The following is a 19,387-nucleotide window of genomic DNA, read 5'->3' as shown; positions in this document are numbered from 1 at the left end:
ATGCCGGATCACGCCAGCAGCCGTGCCAGCGCGCAGAATTGCTCCAGGGACACCTGCTCGGCCCGCTCGGTGGGCAGAATACCGGCGGTGTGAAGCTTGTCCTCGATATCCGGGGCAAGGCCCTTGAGTGAGGCGCGCATCATCTTGCGCCGCTGGTTGAAGGCCGCGGCGACCACCCGCTCCAGCACCTTGCGATCCGCCTCGAACCGCGGCTCGGGCAGCGCTTTCAGATGCACGACCGCCGAAGACACCTTGGGCGGCGGGGTAAAGGCGCCGGGCGGCAGGCTCAATACGATCCGCGCGTCGCAGCGCCATTGCGCCAGCACCGCCAGCCGTCCATAGGCCTTGCTGCCAGGGGTCGCCACGATGCGCTCGGCCACTTCGCGCTGGAACATCAGCGTCAGGGTCTGCCACTGCGGCGGCCAGGCCTCGGGGGTCAGCCAGCGCACCAGAAGCTCGGTGCCGACATTGTAGGGCAGGTTGGCGCAGATCGCGACCGGTGGCGTGAGCCGCGAGAGCAGGTCCAGCTCCAGCGCATCGCCCGAGATCACCTCGAGCCGGTCGGGATAGGCCTCGGCAATCTCAGCCAGTGCCGGCAGACAACGCGTGTCCTTCTCGACAGCCAGCACCTTGCGGGCGCCCTCGGCCAGCAGCCCACGGGTCAACCCACCGGGTCCCGGCCCGACCTCAAGCACATCCATCCCCGACAGATCCCCCGCCTGCCGCGCGATCTTGGCGGTCAGGTTGAGATCAAGAAGAAAATTCTGCCCCAGCGACTTGCGCGCTGACAGCCCATGGCTGGCAATCACCTCGCGCAGGGGCGGCAATCCATCGATGGCGCTCATCGCTTCCTTTGACTCCAAATATCCCGGGGGAGCAGCCGCAGGCTGCGGGGGCAGAGCCCCTCACGGCGCCGCGCAGCGGCGCTACCCACCAGCCGCGCAGCGGCTCCGCTGTCTTCGCAAATCACGCCGCCGCCCCAGACATCCGCCAGGCCGTGCGCAGCGCCTCGATGGTCGACGTCGGGTTCGCAATGCCCTTGCCGGCAATGCCGAAGGCGGTGCCATGATCGGGCGAGGTCCGGATGAAAGGCATGCCCAAGGTCACGTTCACCCCACGGTCGAAGGCCAGCGTCTTGATCGGGATCAGGGCCTGGTCGTGGTACATGCACACCGCTGCATCATAGCCCGCACGCGCCTCGGCGTGGAACATGGTGTCCGCGGGCAGCGGGCCCGATAAGTCCATGCCCTCGCCCCGCAGCCGATCCAGCACCGGCACGATGAGGTCGATCTCTTCGCGGCCCATGCGGCCACCTTCGCCCGCGTGCGGGTTCAGGCCGGCCACGGCAATCCGGGGCTCTGCGATGCCGAATTGCGCTACAAGCGCGGCGTGCGTGATCCTCAGGCGCGTTTCCAGCAGTGCAGGCGTTAGGACGGCGGGCACCTCCGACAGGGCGATGTGGATGGTGACAGGCACCACCCGAAGCTCGTCCGATGCCAGCATCATCACCACCTCGTCTACCCCGGCGAGATCGGCAAGGTATTCCGTGTGGCCAGGGTAGGCAAAGCCCGCCCCCTCGGCCAGCGCCTGCTTGGAAATCGGCAGGGTGCACAGCGCCGAACAGGCGCCAGATTGCACCAGCTCCACACCGCGGGCGATGGAGGCGATGACCCCCGCCGCCTGGGTGGGCTGAGGCGTGCCGGGCACCCTCGGACCGGGCATGCCGACCGGCAGCACAGGCAGGCCGCGCACGGCCGCATCCGCAGCCTGAGACGGATCGCTGATGACCACTGCAGGTACATTGCCCGGCAGGTGCGACGGCTCGCCCAGCCAAACGAAGGGCAGTTCAGGTCCAAGGGCCGCCCAGGCGGCCTCGGCCAGCTCCGGCCCGATGCCGGAGGGATCACCGCAGCTCAGGGCCACGGGCTGCCGGGGTGCGCTCATTGCTCGACGATGCGCGCGTTGGATCGCAGCTGCGCAAGGAAGCTGTCGGACAGCTCGGCGAGGCGCCTGTTGCGCAGACCCATCTCTACCTGGTTGCGGTCCACGTCCTCGACCGCCGAAGACGTGCGCCCGCAGAGCATCAGGAAGACCAGCGTCTGACCGTCCGACCGGGTAAGCGCGGTGGACACTTCGCCGGGATCGAGCTTCGAGAGTTCATAGGCGATGTCGGTGGGGATTTCCGAGGGCGGCAGCGCGCTGCGATCCAGCACCTGTTCGGGCTGACCCTTCGCAACGCCGTAGAGATCGTCGCAGCGGTCCACGCGGGAGGCCAGCACGCGGGCCTTCGCCAGCGTTTCCGGCGACCGACCACCAGCCATGTAATAGGCGGCATAGTCGATGCTCGAGATCTCGGGCGGGGTGTAGCCGCTTTCTTCGATGTCGCGCAGCTGGAACAGTGCCACGGCACCCTGAATGGGCAGCGGGTCGGTGACCTCTCCTGGCGCAAGGCCGAGCATCAGCGGTTGCAGTGCCTGAGGCAGATCGGTCAGGTCGCGCCAAGGCAGGCGACCGCCTTCGTCGCGGGTGGCGGTGGCGGAATACTGCCGCGCCTGCGCCGAGAACTCGGACACCGAGGTCAGCTGCGAGATGCGCTCGGCCCGGGCGCGAACTTCAGCGGCGTTCTGCGGAGTCAGCGGCATGATGATTTCGGAGAGAAGCACCCGCACGTTGGACTGACCGCCGGCCCCGGCAAGGGCGCGGTCGACCTCGTCATCGCTGATCTGGCTGACCTGGGCGCCGAACCGAGCGCGCACGAAGTTGCGCCATGCGATGCCGGCGTAGACGAAATCGCGGAAGGTCTGCTCGGCGACACCGCCGCCGGCAAGGGCCTGGATGAACTGCTCGGCGTTCATGTCGGCGCGGCCGGCGAACTCTTCCATGCCCTCGGCCACTTCAGTCTCGGTAGGAACAATGCCCTGGTCGCGAGCGGCCTGGAGCTTCAGTCGCTCTTCGATCAGCTGCTGGCGTGCGATTTCGGCGGGATTGCCAGGGCTGTTGAGCAGGGTCAGCATCTGCTGGCGTTGCGACAGCTCGTAGCCGGTCACCACCATCTCGTTCACGGTGATCGCCGGGCCGAACATGTTCTGCGCGGGGGCGGCCACCGGCGCGACCGTCAAGGCCAGGACGGCGGCAACGCTCAGCGAGCGGATAAGGCGGGCAGGGGTCAGTTGCATGTGCGTCGATACTCCTTGGCGCTGGCGGCGGTGCCGAACCCGGTCAGACCCACCATCAGGCCGAAATCGGTCGAAGGTTCAAGGTTCGTCGCGGACGCGAATTTGCGGGACACCGTGAGGTCCACCTGTACGCATTCATTGCGGTATTGCAGCCCGAGGCCGGTGCGGTCAAGTCGCCGGTCGGCGAGGTCGTAGCGCCATTCCGCGGAGCCGGTCCAGTGGCGGCCGAAGCGGTAGCTGCCATCAAAGCCCCATTCGGCCTGGCTTTCGTCGCGGTCCTCCAGCGGATCCTCGACGAGCATCACGTAAGTGGCCCCCAGATCCACCCGGTCGTTGGACCACGCGGCCCGGCTTTCGGCCTTGGAAAACTGCCAGTCGTCGTCCATCAGTCCGCGCACCGAGATGCTGAGGCCCAGCGGGTTGGTGAAGCCGCCCGAGATCAGCCAGTCGCTTTGGTGATCGTCGAGCCCCGATGACCGGCTCAGCCCACTGTCGAGATCACTGCGCCAGACCCGGCCAAGGGTCAGCCCGGCAGTCCAGCCGGACCGTCCCTGATGGGTCATGCGCATAGCAGCGACGCCAAGCTCGCCACGCTCCCGCCGGTCGGCGGCGGGAAAGTGCGAGAGCTCAAGCAGGTTGGCTTCGTCGAATTCGACGCGGGTGCTTTCGTCGGTGGGAACGTTCAGGCGCTCGCCGCCGACCCAGCCGTATTGCAGCACCGGCTCGATCAGGGTGCGTTCACCGCCTGCGCCGCGGCGCACAAAGGGCCAGCGAAGTTCAAGCGCGGCGCCGGGCGTCAGCTGGTCGGCCTCACCGTCGGCGGCGGCATCGTCCCAGGTGATGTATCGGTCGGCCCAGAGGTGAGTCTGCACGCCCGCCCGGATGCCGCCTGCCAGCGTCCAGCGGCGGTACCATGCAGCCTCGGCGGTCAGGCGCGCCATGTCGCGGCCATCGACGACGCTGTCGTCGTCGTTGCTGTCCACATCAAGCGTGGAGCGCCGGTAATGCCCGTGCAGTTCGGCCCCAAGCCGCAGCTCTCCGCCGATCCGCGACGGGAAGTATCGCCGCTCGATACTGCTGCCAAGGATCAGGGACGGCTGGGTGTCGTTGTCCTCGGCGGCGCGCAGGGTCTCGTAAGCGGTAAGATCGTGTTGTATGTATTCGTCCGCCCGGGCGCGGCTGACCAGAACGTAGCTTTCGAGGCGCTCCGACGGGCCATAATCGTATTCGTTGAAATAGGCGTCATCGGAGACGCTCTGCAGTTCGAACTCGAGCTTGTAATCGTTGCGCAGGCCGAATTCCCCGAGGGCGAAGAGATAGCCGCGGGTTTCATCCTCGACCAGCGTGTCGCGGGTGACGGCGCCGTTCAGCTCGATGGTGCCATTGGCGAAGGCCTGGCGGTAGCGTGCCTCGAGGGTGCGGGTTTCCGACGACAGGTAGGGCGTCAGGGTAAGGTCCTTGTCGTCGCCGATCGGGATGAAATAGGGCACCCGGATGCCTGTCCCCAGAAGAGAGGTGCTGCGGATCGTCGGCGTCAGGAAGCCGCGTGCGCGGCTCAGCGACGGGTCCGGCAGGCGAAGCTGCGGCAGCCACAGCAGCGGCACGTCGAGCACCCGGAACTGCGCGCCCTCGAAATAAAGCTGACGGGCGTCCTCGTCGTGGATCACCCGGTCGGCGCGGATCTGCCACAGCGGCACCTCGTTGCGGCCGCAGACCTGGCACGAGGTGACCGCAACGCGGCTGAGCTGGGTGTAGCGGCCATCGACGCGCTGCGCCTCGACGGCAGCAAGCTGCAGCTGTTCCTCCATCACCATGCGTGCGCCGGACAGCAGACCATTACGCAGCCCCTGATCCATCTGCGCCGCATCCGCCAGCAGCAGGTTGCCGGTATCGTCGGTGATGCGGATCGGCCCGTCGATGGAGAGGGTATTGCCTTCCTGATCGTATACGATGCGCGTGGCGGTCAGACGCACCCCGTCATGCAGCGCTTCGACATTGCCGGTGGCCACAAGCTGCGCGCCGTCCTCCACGTAGACCGCGTCGGCGATCAGGAGGGCGGGCTGAGACTGTTCAGCCTCGGCCCCGCCACGGATCACCGTCTCCTGCGCCAGAAGAGCGGCAGGGGCGGTCATGCCCAGAAGGGCGGCAAGGGCGAAGTGGCGGGCAAGACGCATCAACCGTCCTCCATCTGAAGGACCAGCCCGAGCGCCAGCAAAAGCGACGCGACGGGCGGAATCCAGGCGGCGAGAACCGGCGGCAACTGGCCGTTCTCACCCATGATCTGCGCGAAGTTGCGCACGTAGTAGAGGCCAAAGCCCAAGAGCACCGCCGCCAGCACATGCAGCCCGGTGCGGCCCATGCGCGAGGGGCGCATGGTAAAGCCCGCGGCCACCAGAACCATGGCCACGAGGAAAACCGGCCGTGCCAGTTCCATCTGGAACCATACAAGATGGCGGCGGGCGGAAAAGCCGGCCTCTTCAAGCCCGGCGATGAAGTCGGGCAGATCCCAGATCGCCACCGCAGAGGGGCTGCCAAAGCGGTCGCGGATGTCGTCGCGGCTCAGGTCGCTCTGGATGCGCAGGGTGTCGTGCTGCTGGGCCCCGGCCTCGGGGTTGATCCCTTCGGCCAGCGGCCAGGCCTTGGCGTTGCGCAGCACCCATGCACCGTCCTCGAGCTCTGCCTCCTCGGCCTCGACCCTCTGCACCGGGCCGGCGCCGGGAGCATAGCTGAGAAAGCTCACGTCGTAGAGGATGGTGGCGTCGGGGTTCGCGCTGGAGGCGCGGATCACGGTCTGGCCCTGTGGGCCGCCCTGGCGCAGCCACAGTCCATCGCGCCCGATGGAGATTACCGATGCGCCGCTGCTTTCGTAGCTTTCCGACAGGGCCGAGGCACGTTTCGACGTCGCCGCGACAAGCGGGTTGAAGATGGCCACGGTGACGGCGCTGATGATAAGCGCCACCGTGATTGGCCCCATCAGCGCGGTAAGCCCGGCGCGCCCCGAGGCGCGCACCACCACCAGCTCGGACGAGCGGGCCAGCATCAGGAAAAGCGCCGCGGTGGCAAGGATCATGACCAGCGGCAGGATCTCGTAGATGCCGTCGGGCAGGCGCAGCAGTGTGACCTGGAGGACTTGGGCGAAATTCGCCTCGCCCGAGAACTTGCGCAACTGTTCGACGAAATCCAAAAGGCCGATGAACAGGGCAAAGACCCCTAGGATCGACAGGAACATCCACAGGAAGCGGCGGGCGAAATAGCGGTGCAGGATCATGCGGTTGTCCCGTCTTCATCAGGCGCGGCCGGGCTGCCCGGCCGGAAGGGTCGCGCGGCCTGGTACAGCAGCAGCAGCGCCATGAGCAGGCCGCTCAGCGCTGGCACGTAAATCAGTGGCCAGAGCGCGGGGTTGGCTCGCACCGGGCCGCCCACGGCGCTTTCGATGACCTTGACCAGCACCAAAAGGAAGATCGCACCGACCACCTGTTTGGTCACTCCGAAGCGCGAGTAGCTCGCGCTCATCAGCGCCGCGTAGCCGATCAGCGCGGCGACGATGCACAGCAGCGGCTGCGCGATGCGGCCATGCGCCTCCTCGAGCAGCTCGCCCGGATCATCGCGGACTTCCTCGGCCACGGCAGCGGTCTGCGTCAGCAGCTCCAGCGTGGGGACCTGTTCGGCACGGCGCCGCTTGGCCCCGCCTGCGGCGACCATCTCGGAGATGTCGTAAGTCAGGTCGTCGAAATTGGTGGTGGACAGAGTCTGGTCCGACAGGCGCAGGGTCTGGGCGATGCCCGACTGCATGGCCAGCCGGGAGGCACCGTTCTCGCGCAGGAGGAAGGCGGTTTCGGCAGTGTAGGTGGTCACCCGGTCCTCGCTGCGACGGTCCGACAGGAACACGTCAAGCAATTCACCCTCAGGCGTGATGTCGCGGATGTAGAAGGTGATCCCCGACACCGGGTGAAGGAAAGTGCCCTCGTGCAGCAGCCGCGCGGTCACCGAGTTCGAGATCTCTCCTTCGCGAAGACGCAACTGTGATACCGATGCGGGTACCAGCGCATTGGCCAGCACCGCCATCATCAGGCCGATTATGACACCGAACACAAGCACCGGGCGCGCCAACCGCCACGGCGACAGGCCGGTGGCGCTTGCGACGGTCAGCTCGCTGTCATTGGACATGCGGTTTGTGACGTAGACCGCTGCGCCGAAAGCCGCCATGGGCAGCACGATGCCAATGACGCCGGGCAGGGCAAGCATGGTGAATTCAAGGAAAATTCCCGCTGTGTGCCCGTCTGCGATGAGTTCGTCGAACAGGCCCACGGAGGTGTTGACCCAGTAGACCATCACGAGGACGAGGGCGAAAAATCCGAACACGACCATGAGCTGCGACAGCATGTACCTGTCGAATCTCTGCACTGCCCGTCCCCCGTCATTCTTGCATGTTTTCGGTTACCCTAGACCAACGGCTTGTGCTGGAAAAGCTGCCTCTGGTCAATGTCGTCCGGCGGCCTTACCACTATTGCCAATCAATGGGAGAGCATGATGACAGATCTGCGCCAGATCACCTTCGTCGAAACCGATCTCGATGCGCTCAAGGACGCGCCCGGACGGGTTGCGGTGTTCGTCAACGCGGCGGGCCAGCTGGGGCGGGGCGCCCGGCGGCTGAACCGGCTGACGCGGGGCAGCGTTGCCCGGGCGGTCGAGGGTGAGGCCTGGGAAAAGCTGCCCGAGGGCGGGGTTGTGTCGCTGGCCTTTCCGGGCGGCATGGCGGCGGATGCCATCGATATCGTGAAGCTGGAACGCCGCGCCGAGGTCGAGCCGGCGCGCAAGGCCGGTGCGGCTCTGGCGCGTCTGGCGGGGGCATCGCCGGTGACCGTGCTGGGCGAGACGCTGGTGCGCCTGCCGCAGGTGGTTCTGGGCCTCGCCCTGCGCGGCTATGGCTACACCGAGGTGCGCAGCGACAAGGGCAAGCCGCTGGAGCCCGCCACCGTCCATTGCCCCAAGCCCGCCGAAATCGAGGCGGCCTGTGCCCCGCTGCTGGGCGTCGCTTCGGGGGTGTTCTTCACCCGCGATCTGGTGAACGCCCCCGCCAACGTGCTCACCACCACGGAATTTGCCACCCGGCTCGAGGGGCTGCGCGAGCTCGGGGTCGAGGTCGAGGTGCTCGAAGAGGACAGGCTGGCCGAGCTGGGCATGAACATGCTGCTGTGTGTCGGGCAGGGCTCTGCCTCGCCGTCGAAGGTGGTGGTGATGCGCTGGAAGGGGGCCGAGGCCGATCCGCTGGCGCTCGTGGGCAAGGGCGTGGTGTTCGACACCGGCGGTATTTCGCTGAAACCCGCGGGCGGCATGGAAGACATGACCATGGACATGGGCGGCGCGGGCGTTGTTTCTGGCGTCATGAAGGCGCTGGCGATGCGCAAGGCGCCCGCCCATGTGGTTGGCCTCGTCGGTCTGGTCGAAAACATGCCCTCGGGCGAGGCGGTGCGGCCCGGCGACGTGGTCACCTCGATGAAGGGTGACACGGTCGAGGTCATCAACACTGACGCCGAAGGCCGCCTCGTGCTGGGCGACGTGCTGTGGTACACGCAGGAACACGTCAAACCCGCTGCCATCGTCGATCTTGCGACCCTCACAGGGGCCTGCATCGTGGCGCTCGGGCACGAGAACGCCGCCGTCTTCTCCAACGACGATCCCTTCGCCAACGCATTCCTGCGTGCGGCCGGAACCGAGGGCGAGGGCGCATGGCGGATGCCCATGGGCAAGGCCTATGACGATCTGCTGAAATCCAATGTCGCCGACATGAAGAACATCGGTGGCCGCCCGGCGGGCTCCGTCACCGCCGCCCAGTTCCTGCGCCGTTTCGTGCGTGAGGACATGCCGTGGATCCACCTCGACATCGCCGGGGTCGCCTCGCTGAAATCCGAAGGCCCGCTGTCGCCCAAGGGCGCGTCGGGCTGGGGAGTGCTTGCGCTCGACCGGCTGGTGAGGGACCGCTTCGAAGTGCAAGCCGACGACGGAAAGGCCTGATCCGATGGGCGCGGCCATGTTCTACCACCTGACCCGGCGTCCCATGGAAGCCACGCTGCCGGTCCTGCTCGAGCGGTCGCTCGCGCAGGGCTGGCGGGTGGTGGTGCGCGGGGCGGCGGATCGGCTTGAGCGGCTCGACCACGCGCTGTGGGGCCCGGAGGACAGTTTCCTGCCCCACGGCCTTGCAGGCGGGCCGCATGATGCGCTGCAGCCGGTGCTTCTGACCGCAGGGACCGACATGACCAACGAGCCGTCGTGCCTGATGTCCGTGCATGGCGCCGAGGTGGACGCGGACGAGGTCAAGCGGCTCGACCGGGTGTGCATCCTGTTCGATGGCCATGACGAGGCGGCGCTGAACGTGGCGCGCGGGCAGTGGAAGGCGCTGACCGCCGCAGGCTGTTCGGCGCAATACTGGTCCGAGGAGTCGGGCCGCTGGGAAAAGAAGCAGGAGCGCTAGACGCTCCTGTTTTCAGCTACTTGGCAGATGGTCTTCAGAAGGTCTTGGGCGCCCGCCAGTCGGTGGAGTCGGTCCCGATCCGTGCCACGTCGAAGGGCGTGGTGAGGTAGATCTCGTTGATCCAGTTGCCGTAAAGCAGATGCGCATGGCTGCGCCAGCGGTTCAGCGGCGTGCGGGTGGGGTCATCGTCCGGGTAGTAGTTCGCGGGCACGTTGATCGGCTTGCCGGCGGCGACATCGCGGTCGTATTCTTCCTTGAGCGTGCCGGAATCGTACTCAAGATGGTTGAAGATGTAGAGCGCACGATGCGCCTTGTCCTCGACCAGCGCGGGCCCCGTTTCGGGCGAATGGATCAGCACCGGAAGGCCCGCCGCCTCGACCTCGGCCCGGCGCATTTCGGTCCAGCGCGAGACAGGCATTACCATGTCATCCGAAAAGCCGCGCAGGAAGGGTGACGCGGGCGCAAGGTTCTGATGCCGCACGCAGCCAAAGGCCTTGTGATCGAGAATGTGTTTCTTCACCCCATGGAAATAGTTGATCATCGCCATGCCGCCCCAGCACACGCCCATGGTGGCATGCACATGGGTCTGCGACCAGGCAAAGACCCGCGCCAGCTCTTCCCAGTAGGTGACCTCGTTGAACTCCAGATGTTCGATCGGCGCGCCGGTTATGACGAGACCGTCGAACTTTTCACCTGAGGCCTCGACCTCCGCGAAGGGGCGATAAAACGCCTCCATATGCTCGGCGGCGGTGTTCTTGGTCTGGTGCTCGGACATGCGGATCAGGCTGAACTCGATCTGCAGCGGCGTTGCACCGATAAGCCGGGCGAATTGGTTCTCGGTTTGGATCTTCTTGGGCATCAGGTTGAGCAGGGCGATCTTGATCGGCCTGATGTCCTGCCGCGATGCGCTGTCCTCGTCCATGACCATGACGCCCTCGCGGGTGAGAACGTCATAGGCGGGAAGCTCGGAGGGCAGCTTGATGGGCATCGTATCTATCCTGTCTCAGGGGTCTGCTGATGTAGACCCCCGGGGGGCATTGCTCAAGTGGGAAGCGCAGCAGCGACCACTTCGGTGAAATCGGCCTCGTCGCGGACGGTGGCCATGTCGGCGGCTTCGACCGTGACACCCCAGTGGCGGGCCATCGCCTCGTAACGCGGCTGGCGATGGGCGAGCGCACGGGCATAGGTCCAGCGGATGAAGCTGTCGGGGTCTATCTGCGCTTCGGGCAGGCCGGTTTCCTCAAGGTAGTCACGCCAGCAGCGTTCGAGGAAATCGGGCTGGTAGGCCATTGGTTTCGGCGCCTTGTCGAAGCGGCGCACCAGCTCTTCGGTGTGCGCGTCGGTCCCACGGATCCAGATCATCAGGGCGCGGTCCGACAGGTGTGCGAGGATCGGATCGTCGGGGTTTTCGGGATTCACCCATTCACAGATCGACCCGCCGGTATCGCAGACGAAATGCGGGTAGCCATACAGATCCTTTGCCCGGTCGATGAAATAGCCCGTGTCCAGAAGCGCCTGTTCCTCGGCACGGCGGAACTGGTCCTGTCGCGCGCGGTAGGTGTCCATGGGCAGCCCACCCTTGGCCACGTCGCCAGGCTTGCCAAGGTAGGTGGAGACCGGGGTGAGATTCTGGAAGGTGATGTTCGAGCCGATGTAGATCGAATCCGACAGCAGAAGATCGCGCAGGAAGGGCACCTGCATCGCCTCGCGCTTGGCGTTGTCGACGATGTACTCGCCCATGTAGCGGGTGCCGATGCGGTAGTCGATCGAGTAGTGGAACCAGCTTCCCGCGTCGCGCAACATCGATGAGACATGGGTCTTGCCAAGCCCCGACATGGCAAAGATCACGGCGCGTCTGCTGGGGGCATCGCGCCACGCTCGGGCGGTTTCGTAAGGCATGGGGAAGGCTCCGGGATTCGTCCGCGCCAGAGGTAAAGAGGCGCGGCCCCGGCGTCAAATGCCCAAGGCGCTGATAAGGCGTACCGGTCCTGGCGATCCGGCCTTGAAGGTCCGCCGGGGCGCCATGGAGCGTTGCGGCGGAAAAGGGGGCCACGGATGGCCCCCGTCATGCTCAGAAGCGGTAGGTGATCTTGGCCCCCACACCCCATGCAGTGTTGTCGTCGAACGAGGCGCGCGCCACGTCGGGCGTGCTGGTTTCCGGCTTGGCATCTCCCAGCCAGAAGTGGCTGACCCCGCCCGACACGCTTAGCTGTTCGTTGATGTTGTAGGTTCCCGCGAGGCGCAGCTGGGTATAGCCGGTCTTGGGCGCCAGCGGCGAGACGAGCTCGTCCCCCGGTGCTTCATAGGTGACGCTGACCGCCCCCGAGAACTTGTCATTGAACTTGCGTCCCACGCCCAGGGTCCAGGTGGTGGTGTCTTCCAGGTCGATGAGGCCGTCGCCGGTGACAGCAGTGAAGGCGGCGGGATCGACGCGGAACTGCGAATGGTGCACCCAGCGCACCGAGCCGAACAGCAGCGTGTCCTGCGCGATGCCGGTCTGGAAGTCGAGGTTCCAGCTTTCCGGTGTCTTCACCTCGGTCTCGCCCGAGGCGTTGAGCAGCGGCAGCGCCGGGATAGGGCCGGGGCCATCCGGGTCCACCAGCGGGCCGCGTTCGCGGGTCTCCATGTCATGGGTGATCTCGGACTGGTAGCTGAGCGCCACGCGCAGTGCGATGTCCGGCAGCTCGTAAGCGGCACCAACCACGTAGCCTGCGGCCCAGTCGTCATCCAGACTGACATCGTAGCCGGTCACCGGGCCATAGGCGATGCCCTCCAGGTGGATGTCTCCGCCCGCCTGCTGGAACCGCAGCCCCCCGAACGCACTGAAATTGTCGTTGAACTGGTACTTTGCCAGTGCGGTGATGGTGTGGGTGTTCGCCTCGGCGGTGGTGCCGCCGAAGACAGGGTTCTCGCCGCCGTATTCCACGTCCGCTCCCCACGGACGGTCATAGATCAGCGCCAGTGCCCAGCGGTCGTTCACGTCGTACTTCAGCGCGAAAGACGGCAGCCAGAAGTCCTTGCCGACATTATCGATGTCCTCGACCGGCAGGCCCTCTACGAATGCGATATTGCGCCCGCTGAGCTCTGGCGAGGCCTTGCCGAGTGAGAACTCCAGCAGGTTGCCCGTTTCAAACAGGATCATCAGCGATTGCGATGTCCTCTCGATACCCCCGGCCTGAGCGGCACCGGTGGTCAAAGCCAGGGCTGCAGCCCCGACGTATAGCGATTTCATGACGTTCCTCTCCCCTTGAACCTGTCACTCCTCCAAGGTTGACGGTAGTGGCCTGTCGATTTGACGGTCAAGCGATGACGAGGCGTCAGGTTGACGTAAAACTCCGTAACGTCACTTTTGCAGTTTTCGACCGAGTACGCCTGTTTCGTTCAGAATGTTGTAGTAGTTCGCACCGAAAATGATGGCAGCGCCGAGGAATACCCACGGATCGAGAACCTCGCTGTAAAGGGCCATGCCGATCAGTGCGATCAGGGGAAGACGGGTGAAGTCGATGGGCATGACCACTGGCGCGGGCGCCAGGCTCAGCGCGGTGGTCAGGCAGTAATGCGCCACGAGGCCACCGATGGCGATAACCACCACGAAGGGCCAGCTTTCTGCAGCAGGCAGGGCAATGTCACCATCGATACCAGCGCAGAACAGGCCCATAGCCGCTTGCATGGCGGTGAGCCAGAACAGGATGCAGGCGATGGTTTCGGTCCGGGTGAGGCGGCGGGTGAACACCGCCGAGCCGGCAAAACCGATGGCGGTCAGCGCTGCGGCGACAAGTCCGGGCGACAGCGGCTCGGCGCCCGGGCGGGTCACCACGAGGATGCCGACGAAACCGAATACCGCCGCCACCGCGCGGCTCTTGGTCAGCCGTTCACCCAGTACCAGCGGCGAAAGCAGGATCACCCAGAGCGGCGAGGTGAATTCCAGCGCGAAGACCTGCGCCAACGGGATCGTGGCGATGGCGTAGAACCACAGGTTCTGGCCGGTGAAGTGGCACAGGTTGCGCACTAGCTGCAAACCCATGCGCCGGGTGGTGATCTGACCCCAGCTCCGCGTCGCGCTCAGGACCACGCAGACGATGATCACGCCCAGGGCAGAGCGGTAGAACATGATCTCAAACGTATCGAGGTCGAGGCTGATCGCACGGCCGGCAAGGGCCATCGCGGTGAAGGACACGACGGCACCGGTCATCCACAGGACGGCTCGGAGGGTCTGGCTCATGGTCTCTCTCCCTTGGCCACCGGGGCGGCCTTCACATGCAAGCAGGCGGCACGGTCTCCGTGCCGCCCGCGCAGGACGTCTGGTGCCCTCCCGGGCGCTGCCTAGGGCGCTGCGACCAGCGCGCCAGCGCCTTGGCTCATTCGAGCTCGATGGTGCCCGGCGGCTTGGAGGTGCAATCGTAGAACACGCGGTTGATGCCCTTCACCTCGTTGATGATCCGGGTCGAGGTTTCGCCTAGGAACTCGTGGGTGAACGGGTAGTAATCGGCTGTCATGCCGTCGACAGAGGTTACGGCGCGCAGGCTGAGCGCGTAGTCGTAGGTCCGCCCGTCGCCCATCACGCCCACGGTACGCATGGGCAGGATTGCGGCAAAGGCCTGCCAGATCTCATCGTAGAGGCCGTGCTTGCGGATCTGGTCGATGTAGACCGCATCCGCCTTGCGCAGGATCTCGAGCTTCTCGCGGGTGATCTCGCCTGGGCAGCGGATGGCAAGGCCCGGCCCGGGGAAGGGGTGACGGCCGATGAAGCTGCTCGGCAGGCCAAGCTCGGTGCCCAGCGCCCGGACCTCGTCCTTGAAGAGCTCGCGCAGCGGCTCAACCAGCTTGAGGCCCATCTTCTCGGGCAGACCGCCGACGTTGTGGTGGCTCTTGATGGTGACGGACGGACCACCGGAGAAGCTCACCGATTCAATGACATCGGGGTAAAGCGTGCCTTGGGCGAGGAACTCGGCACCCTCGATCTGGTCGGCGTATTTCTGGAACACGTCGATGAACAGGCGGCCGATGATCTTGCGCTTGGTCTCGGGGTCCGAGACGCCTTCGAGCTCACCGAGAAACAGCTCGGTTTCATCGGCGTGAATGAGGTTAAGGTTGTAGTTGTCGCGGAACATCGACACCACCTGCTCGGCCTCACCAAGGCGCAGAAGGCCGTGATCCACGAAGACGCAGGTGAGCTGGTCGCCGATGGCTTCGTGCAGCAGGATGCCGGTGACCGAGCTGTCGACACCGCCCGAGAGCGCGCAGATCACCTGGCGGTCGCCGACTTCTTCGCGGATCTTGGCAATCATCTCCTCGCGGTAGGCGCCCATGGTCCAATCGCCGGTGAAGCCCGCGATCTTGACGAAGTTCTCGTAAAGCGTTGCGCCGTTAGGGGTGTGGTGTACCTCGGGATGGAACTGCACCGCGTAGAAGCGGCGGTCGAGGTCGGCGATCATCGCGAAAGGGGCGCCGGGCGATGTGCCGTAGACCTCGAAGCCCGGGGCGATTTCCGCCACGTGGTCGCCGTGCGACATCCAGACCTGTTCGCGTCCGGTGGCGTCGAGGAACCAGCCGTTGAAGAAATCAGTACTGCGCTCGGTCGGAAGCACGTAGGCGCGGCCGAACTCCGCCGTGGCGTGTTCTCCCGCTTCGACACGACCGCCGAGATCCTGCATCATGACCTGCTGGCCATAGCAGATCCCGAGGATCGGCACGCCAAGCTCGTAGGCCGATTGCGGCGGACGGGGCGAGCCCTCGCGCATCACCGAGTCGGGGCCGCCGGAAAAGATGATCGCCTTAGGGGCGAACTCGGCCAGGAACGCGTCGGTGACATTCTGGTAGGGGTGGATTTCGCAGTAGACGTTCAGCTCGCGCAGGCGGCGCGCGATGAGCTGCGTCACCTGGGAACCGAAGTCGATGATGAGGAGGCGATCATGCTGGGTCATGGCGACGCTTTAGGGGCGCTTGCGCCCCTGCGCAAGAGGCGAGGTGCCAGTTGTGTACCGATGATGCTTCCAGTCTCGAGGTCGACGGCTCACCGGGGCAGCCGGGAGTCATTCGATGGGGGACAGAAGGTCTGGCGCGGTGACAAGCTGCCGCACCCCGTGACTTTGGATTTCCTCAAAAATGTTGCCCATGGCGGCCCACGCATCAAGGGAGGTGATGTCGAGCCGGGCACAGCGTGGGCGCACGGACCATGTCACTTGCAGGGGCGAGCAGATCTCTTGGCTATAGCTCGGCCCGGTGGTCGAGCCGAGAAATACCACCGGATTGCCTGTCCCGGTAGGCAGGGACCGCGCTTGGCTGAGGCCATTGCGCATGGTCCCCATGTAGACGAAGTCGCGAAAATCCAGCGCCGTTGGGTCGTTCACGACAAGGAAGACCTGACTTTCCACCCGAAGCTCGGGGTTCCGACAGGCATCCGACAGACACGAGCCAAGGCCCGGCCCCGGTGCGATATTGCAGCTGGAATAGACCCAGTGCACTTCGATCGTGTCGCCGGGTTCGACCCCTTCGAAGCGGGCGCCGTTGCGCCGGGGCCGGCTGAGTTCCGACGGGCTGAGGTTCTGCCCTCCAGAGCAGCGGAACCCGCCATGGTCACCCGGCCCTGCATAGATGGAAAAGCCCGGCCCCATGTGTTCGGCATTGGTGTGCGTGTGGATATTGCACAGGTTCATCTCTTCGGGCGGCGGTGCAATCTGGAATCGTGAGGGATTGCGTCCGTAGGGATTGGTGATGTCACGCGGTGTCTGCGGGCCGAAGCCCTGACAGGTCGCACCATGGCCGGACGACACCGGGGCCGAGACGCTCGCCTGCGTAGCGCCTGTCGCATGCGGGTCCTTCGCTATATGCCGTTCAGCGCCCTGGCCACCGCTGTCGTGACCGGCCGCCGTGGCGCCGAATCCGGTATCTTGGCCATGGGTTCCCGGCGGCAGGGCGGAACGACTTCTTCCGTGAGTGGCTTCAGCGCAGGCCGTGCCGGCAGTCAGGCCGAGGACACAGATCAGGGAAACGACAAAGCGATACATTTCTGTGAAAGCTCCGGAATTGGGCGGTTCGTGCCGTGACTCGTTGGTGCGCAACATGGCGCAAAACCCTGAAGTGGCTCCTAATGGATCAGTAGATGGCGTCCGGCAGGGGCATATTGTCCGAATGGAAGCGGCGGCGGTCGCGCCATGCGCTGTAGACTGCGATGGCGCAGAAGATGACGACGTAGGTCACGCCGCCCGCAAAGATGACCTCGCCCGGGATGGCGCCGACCGAGGCGCGCTGCGTCGCCTCGTCCCAGGAGGATACGGGCGTGGGGTGGACGGTAATCTTGCCGAGGAAGGCGGCCACCTGGATGAACATGATCCAGATGTAGCTGCGCCTCAGTCGGCGTCCGAGGGCCTGCGCGTAGGATAGGTGGAACACAGGATAGACGTAATCATGGGCGAGCATCTGGCGCCATAGGGGGTTGGGGGAACGCGCCCGCGGGTCGAGAAGCGCCGCGTAGAAGTTCTTTTCCATGCCGCGAAACCTGGTGCGCCAGATGTCACAATACCGGTAACGCCGGGCTTCGAGCGTCAGGAAAAACAAGTTGAGGATGCCCACCAGGACCAGCGGCAAGGGGGACGCCTCCGGCGCAGCAAAGGAAATTGACAGCGCGACCCCCAGCGTCACCACTGCCCAATTCGTGGTCGTGTCGAGCCGCGTGCGCCATACCGAACAGCGATACACCTCGCCCCTGTAAAGATGCGCCAACGCGCCGATTTCCGCGGTGGTGAGGTCGGGTAGCCCGGCTCCGCCGCCGGGGCCGTCGCCGTCACGATTGCGGCTGGTGGGCCCGGTGCTGGTGATGCGTACGGTGTCCCGGTCCGTTCCTTCGGGACCGATGACTCGTGCGTGTGCGCCGCGCCGCCTTGCGGTGTGCCATGCTGTTTCTGCGCCTGCTGACATTGGCTCTGCTCCCGATCGGGCCTTGCTGCCCGCCTCCATCATCCCCACCACCGGTCAACGAGCTGTTAACGTCATCAAAGCGATACATGGGTTTTTAATCTTTGACGGAGTATCCCCTTCGGACAGGTGGACTTGACTGGTGGGCAGGAGACGACGGAATGTCGCTTTTTCCCGTCAGGTGCCGCTAACCGCCCGGTAAGGCTGGGCAGGGCAAGCTAGAAGGAAGGGACAATCGCGGTCGAAGTGCGTCCGCAAACCAGTTCGGAGGGATCACATGACGGAAGCAACCGCCCAGAGGCGCGGCAGAAGCGGTGGCGGTGCCGCGCGCCGGGCTGCCCGTAGCGTGACCTCGGTGGAGACCGCACGTTTCATCACGCGCAACATCCCCGACATGGAGATCCTGAACGAGGAAGCGCTGGAGATCATCGAGCACAATGCCGAGACGGTGCTGGAAGAGATCGGCGTCAACTTCGTGAACAATCCCGGGGCACTGGCCCGCTGGAAAGAGGCCGGCGCCGAGATCGAGGGCGAGCGTGTCCGCATCCCCCGCGGCCTTGCCCGGCAGCTTTGCAGCACCGCGCCGTCGCAGTTCACTCAAGTTGCCCGCAACTCCGCCCGCAATGTCGAAATCGGTGGCCGCAACCTGGTCCTCGCCCCGGTTTACGGCCCGCCTTTCGTGCATGACGCCGTCGGTGGCCGCCGGTATGCCACCATCGAGGATTTCCGGAACTTCGTGAAACTCGGCCAGATGTCGCGCTGGCTGCACCATTCCGGGGGCACCGTGTGCGAGCCGACGGATGTGCCGGTGAACAAGCGGCACCTCGACATGCTGCACGCTCACATGACCCTGTCGGACAAGCCCTTCATGGGCTCGGTCACCGAACCCAGCCGGGCGCAGGACAGCGTCGACATGTGCGGTGTGCTCTTTGGCAAGGACTTCGTGCAGGACAACACGGTGATGACCTCGCTGGTCAACATCAACTCGCCGCTGACCTTCGACGACACCATGATGGGCGCGCTCGAAGTCTATGCCGCCAACAACCAGGCCTGCATCGTGTCGCCCTTCATCGTCGGCGGTGCCATGGCGCCGGTGTCGGTCGCGGGGACACTGACCCAGGTGCTGGCCGAGGTGATGGCAGGCGTTGCCTACAGCCAACTGGTGCGCAAGGGCGCGCCGGTAATCTTCGGCGCCTTCGTGACATCGATCGACATGAACTCTGGCGCGCCGACCTTCGGCACCCCCGAGGCTTCGCAGATCACCTATGGGGCGGGTCAGCTGGCTCGGCGGCTCGGGCTGCCGTTCCGCTCGGCCGGCTCGTTCTGCGGCTCGAAGCTGCCCGATGCGCAGGCCGCCTACGAGACGGCAAACACGCTCAACAACGGGCTTTATGCCGGGGTAAACTTCATGCTGCACGCCTGCGGATGGCTCGAAGGAGGGCTCGTGGCCTCTTACGAGAAGTTCGTGATGGATGCGGACCAGCTTGGCGCATTGCACAAGATGGCAGCCGGTGTTGCCATGGATGAAAACGCTCAGGCGATGGATGCGCTGCGCGAAGTGGGGCCGGGCGGGCATTATCTTGGCTGCGCCCACACGCAGGCCAACTTCAAGGAGGCGTTCTGGCGCTCGGAGCTGCTCGATTACAAGCCGTTCGAAACCTGGGCCGAAGAAGGCAGCCGCGATACCATGGTCCTCGCCGGGGCGCGGGTCAGGAAGCTGCTCGACACCTACGAACAGCCGCCGCTGGATCCCGCTATCGCCGAGGCCCTGAGCGCTTTCGTGGCGGAAAAAAAGGCGGCGCAGCCCGACAGCTTTACCTGATCA

16 protein-coding genes are annotated in these 19,387 nt (G+C 65.3%); 3 read left to right on the top strand and 13 right to left on the bottom strand.

Annotated features, from left to right (window positions below; translation table 11 throughout):
• Nucleotides 1–8: 8 nt before the first annotated feature.
• From rsmA to lptF, 6 genes are all read right to left on the bottom strand, one after another.
• Entirely contained in the window at nt 9–845 is an 837-nt protein-coding gene (gene rsmA / locus IEX41_RS12270; protein ID WP_188790552.1) for a 16S rRNA (adenine(1518)-N(6)/adenine(1519)-N(6))-dimethyltransferase RsmA, read from the bottom strand.
• A 121-nt stretch (nt 846–966) separates the two neighbouring features.
• Nucleotides 967–1,944 carry a 4-hydroxythreonine-4-phosphate dehydrogenase PdxA gene (gene pdxA, locus IEX41_RS12265; RefSeq protein WP_188790551.1) on the bottom strand — a complete coding sequence of 326 codons (978 nt, stop codon included), beginning with the start codon at nt 1,942–1,944 and terminating at the stop codon, nt 967–969.
• Nucleotides 1,941–3,176: a peptidylprolyl isomerase gene (locus IEX41_RS12260; protein WP_188790550.1), complete on the bottom strand. Its 1,236-nt coding sequence runs from the start codon at nt 3,174–3,176 to the stop codon at nt 1,941–1,943. Before IEX41_RS12260 ends, pdxA begins: the two co-directional genes overlap by 4 nt.
• The gene (locus IEX41_RS12255) at nt 3,167–5,350 is read right to left on the bottom strand and encodes an LPS-assembly protein LptD (RefSeq protein WP_188790549.1); all 2,184 of its coding nucleotides are present in this window, start codon (nt 5,348–5,350) and stop codon (nt 3,167–3,169) included. Before IEX41_RS12255 ends, IEX41_RS12260 begins: the two co-directional genes overlap by 10 nt.
• On the bottom strand, nt 5,350–6,444 hold the full coding sequence (gene lptG, locus IEX41_RS12250) for an LPS export ABC transporter permease LptG (RefSeq protein WP_188790548.1): 1,095 nt from the start codon (nt 6,442–6,444) through the stop codon (nt 5,350–5,352). Before lptG ends, IEX41_RS12255 begins: the two co-directional genes overlap by 1 nt.
• Nucleotides 6,441–7,559, bottom strand: a complete 1,119-nt coding sequence (gene lptF / locus IEX41_RS12245; RefSeq protein ID WP_188790914.1) for an LPS export ABC transporter permease LptF — start codon at nt 7,557–7,559, stop codon at nt 6,441–6,443. The genes lptG and lptF overlap by 4 nt, the downstream gene beginning before the upstream one ends.
• Before the next feature lie 147 nt (nt 7,560–7,706).
• Here lptF and IEX41_RS12240 point away from each other — a divergent pair, with 147 nt between their 5' ends.
• Both IEX41_RS12240 and IEX41_RS12235 read left to right on the top strand, forming a co-directional pair.
• On the top strand, nt 7,707–9,191 hold the full coding sequence (locus IEX41_RS12240; RefSeq protein ID WP_188790547.1) for a leucyl aminopeptidase: 1,485 nt from the start codon (nt 7,707–7,709) through the stop codon (nt 9,189–9,191).
• A 4-nt stretch (nt 9,192–9,195) separates the two neighbouring features.
• On the top strand, nt 9,196–9,648 hold the full coding sequence (locus IEX41_RS12235; RefSeq protein ID WP_188790546.1) for a DNA polymerase III subunit chi: 453 nt from the start codon (nt 9,196–9,198) through the stop codon (nt 9,646–9,648).
• 34 nt (nt 9,649–9,682) lie between these two features.
• Here IEX41_RS12235 and IEX41_RS12230 read toward each other — a convergent pair whose 3' ends face one another.
• From IEX41_RS12230 to IEX41_RS12200, 7 genes are all read right to left on the bottom strand, one after another.
• Nucleotides 9,683–10,636 carry a homoserine O-succinyltransferase gene (locus tag IEX41_RS12230; RefSeq protein WP_188790545.1) on the bottom strand — a complete coding sequence of 318 codons (954 nt, stop codon included), beginning with the start codon at nt 10,634–10,636 and terminating at the stop codon, nt 9,683–9,685.
• Nucleotides 10,637–10,689: 53 nt separating this feature from the next.
• Nucleotides 10,690–11,547 (bottom strand): ATPase, encoded by an 858-nt coding sequence (locus tag IEX41_RS12225; RefSeq protein ID WP_188790544.1) that lies wholly within the window; start codon nt 11,545–11,547, stop codon nt 10,690–10,692.
• A gap of 172 nt (nt 11,548–11,719) precedes the next feature.
• Nucleotides 11,720–12,880 carry an OmpP1/FadL family transporter gene (locus tag IEX41_RS12220; protein WP_188790543.1) on the bottom strand — a complete coding sequence of 387 codons (1,161 nt, stop codon included), beginning with the start codon at nt 12,878–12,880 and terminating at the stop codon, nt 11,720–11,722.
• Nucleotides 12,881–12,991: 111 nt separating this feature from the next.
• Nucleotides 12,992–13,870, bottom strand: a complete 879-nt coding sequence (locus tag IEX41_RS12215) for a DMT family transporter (protein ID WP_188790542.1) — start codon at nt 13,868–13,870, stop codon at nt 12,992–12,994.
• Nucleotides 13,871–14,006: 136 nt separating this feature from the next.
• Nucleotides 14,007–15,572: a glutamine-hydrolyzing GMP synthase gene (gene guaA / locus IEX41_RS12210; protein WP_188790541.1), complete on the bottom strand. Its 1,566-nt coding sequence runs from the start codon at nt 15,570–15,572 to the stop codon at nt 14,007–14,009.
• Nucleotides 15,573–15,680: 108 nt separating this feature from the next.
• Nucleotides 15,681–16,421 (bottom strand): delta-class carbonic anhydrase, encoded by a 741-nt coding sequence (locus IEX41_RS12205; protein WP_229673200.1) that lies wholly within the window; start codon nt 16,419–16,421, stop codon nt 15,681–15,683.
• A 322-nt stretch (nt 16,422–16,743) separates the two neighbouring features.
• Complete coding sequence (locus IEX41_RS12200; RefSeq protein WP_188790540.1) at nt 16,744–17,565, bottom strand: DUF2270 domain-containing protein; 822 nt, start codon at nt 17,563–17,565, stop codon at nt 16,744–16,746.
• Nucleotides 17,566–17,839: 274 nt separating this feature from the next.
• Between IEX41_RS12200 and IEX41_RS12195 the strand changes: the two genes are divergently transcribed.
• Nucleotides 17,840–19,384, top strand: a complete 1,545-nt coding sequence (locus IEX41_RS12195; protein ID WP_188790539.1) for a trimethylamine methyltransferase family protein — start codon at nt 17,840–17,842, stop codon at nt 19,382–19,384.
• Nucleotides 19,385–19,387: the final 3 nt, after the last annotated feature.

The organism is Salipiger pallidus, assembly GCF_014643635.1.
Lineage (GTDB): Bacteria > Pseudomonadota > Alphaproteobacteria > Rhodobacterales > Rhodobacteraceae > Salipiger > Salipiger pallidus.
This window is presented reverse-complemented; position numbering and strand designations above follow the sequence as displayed.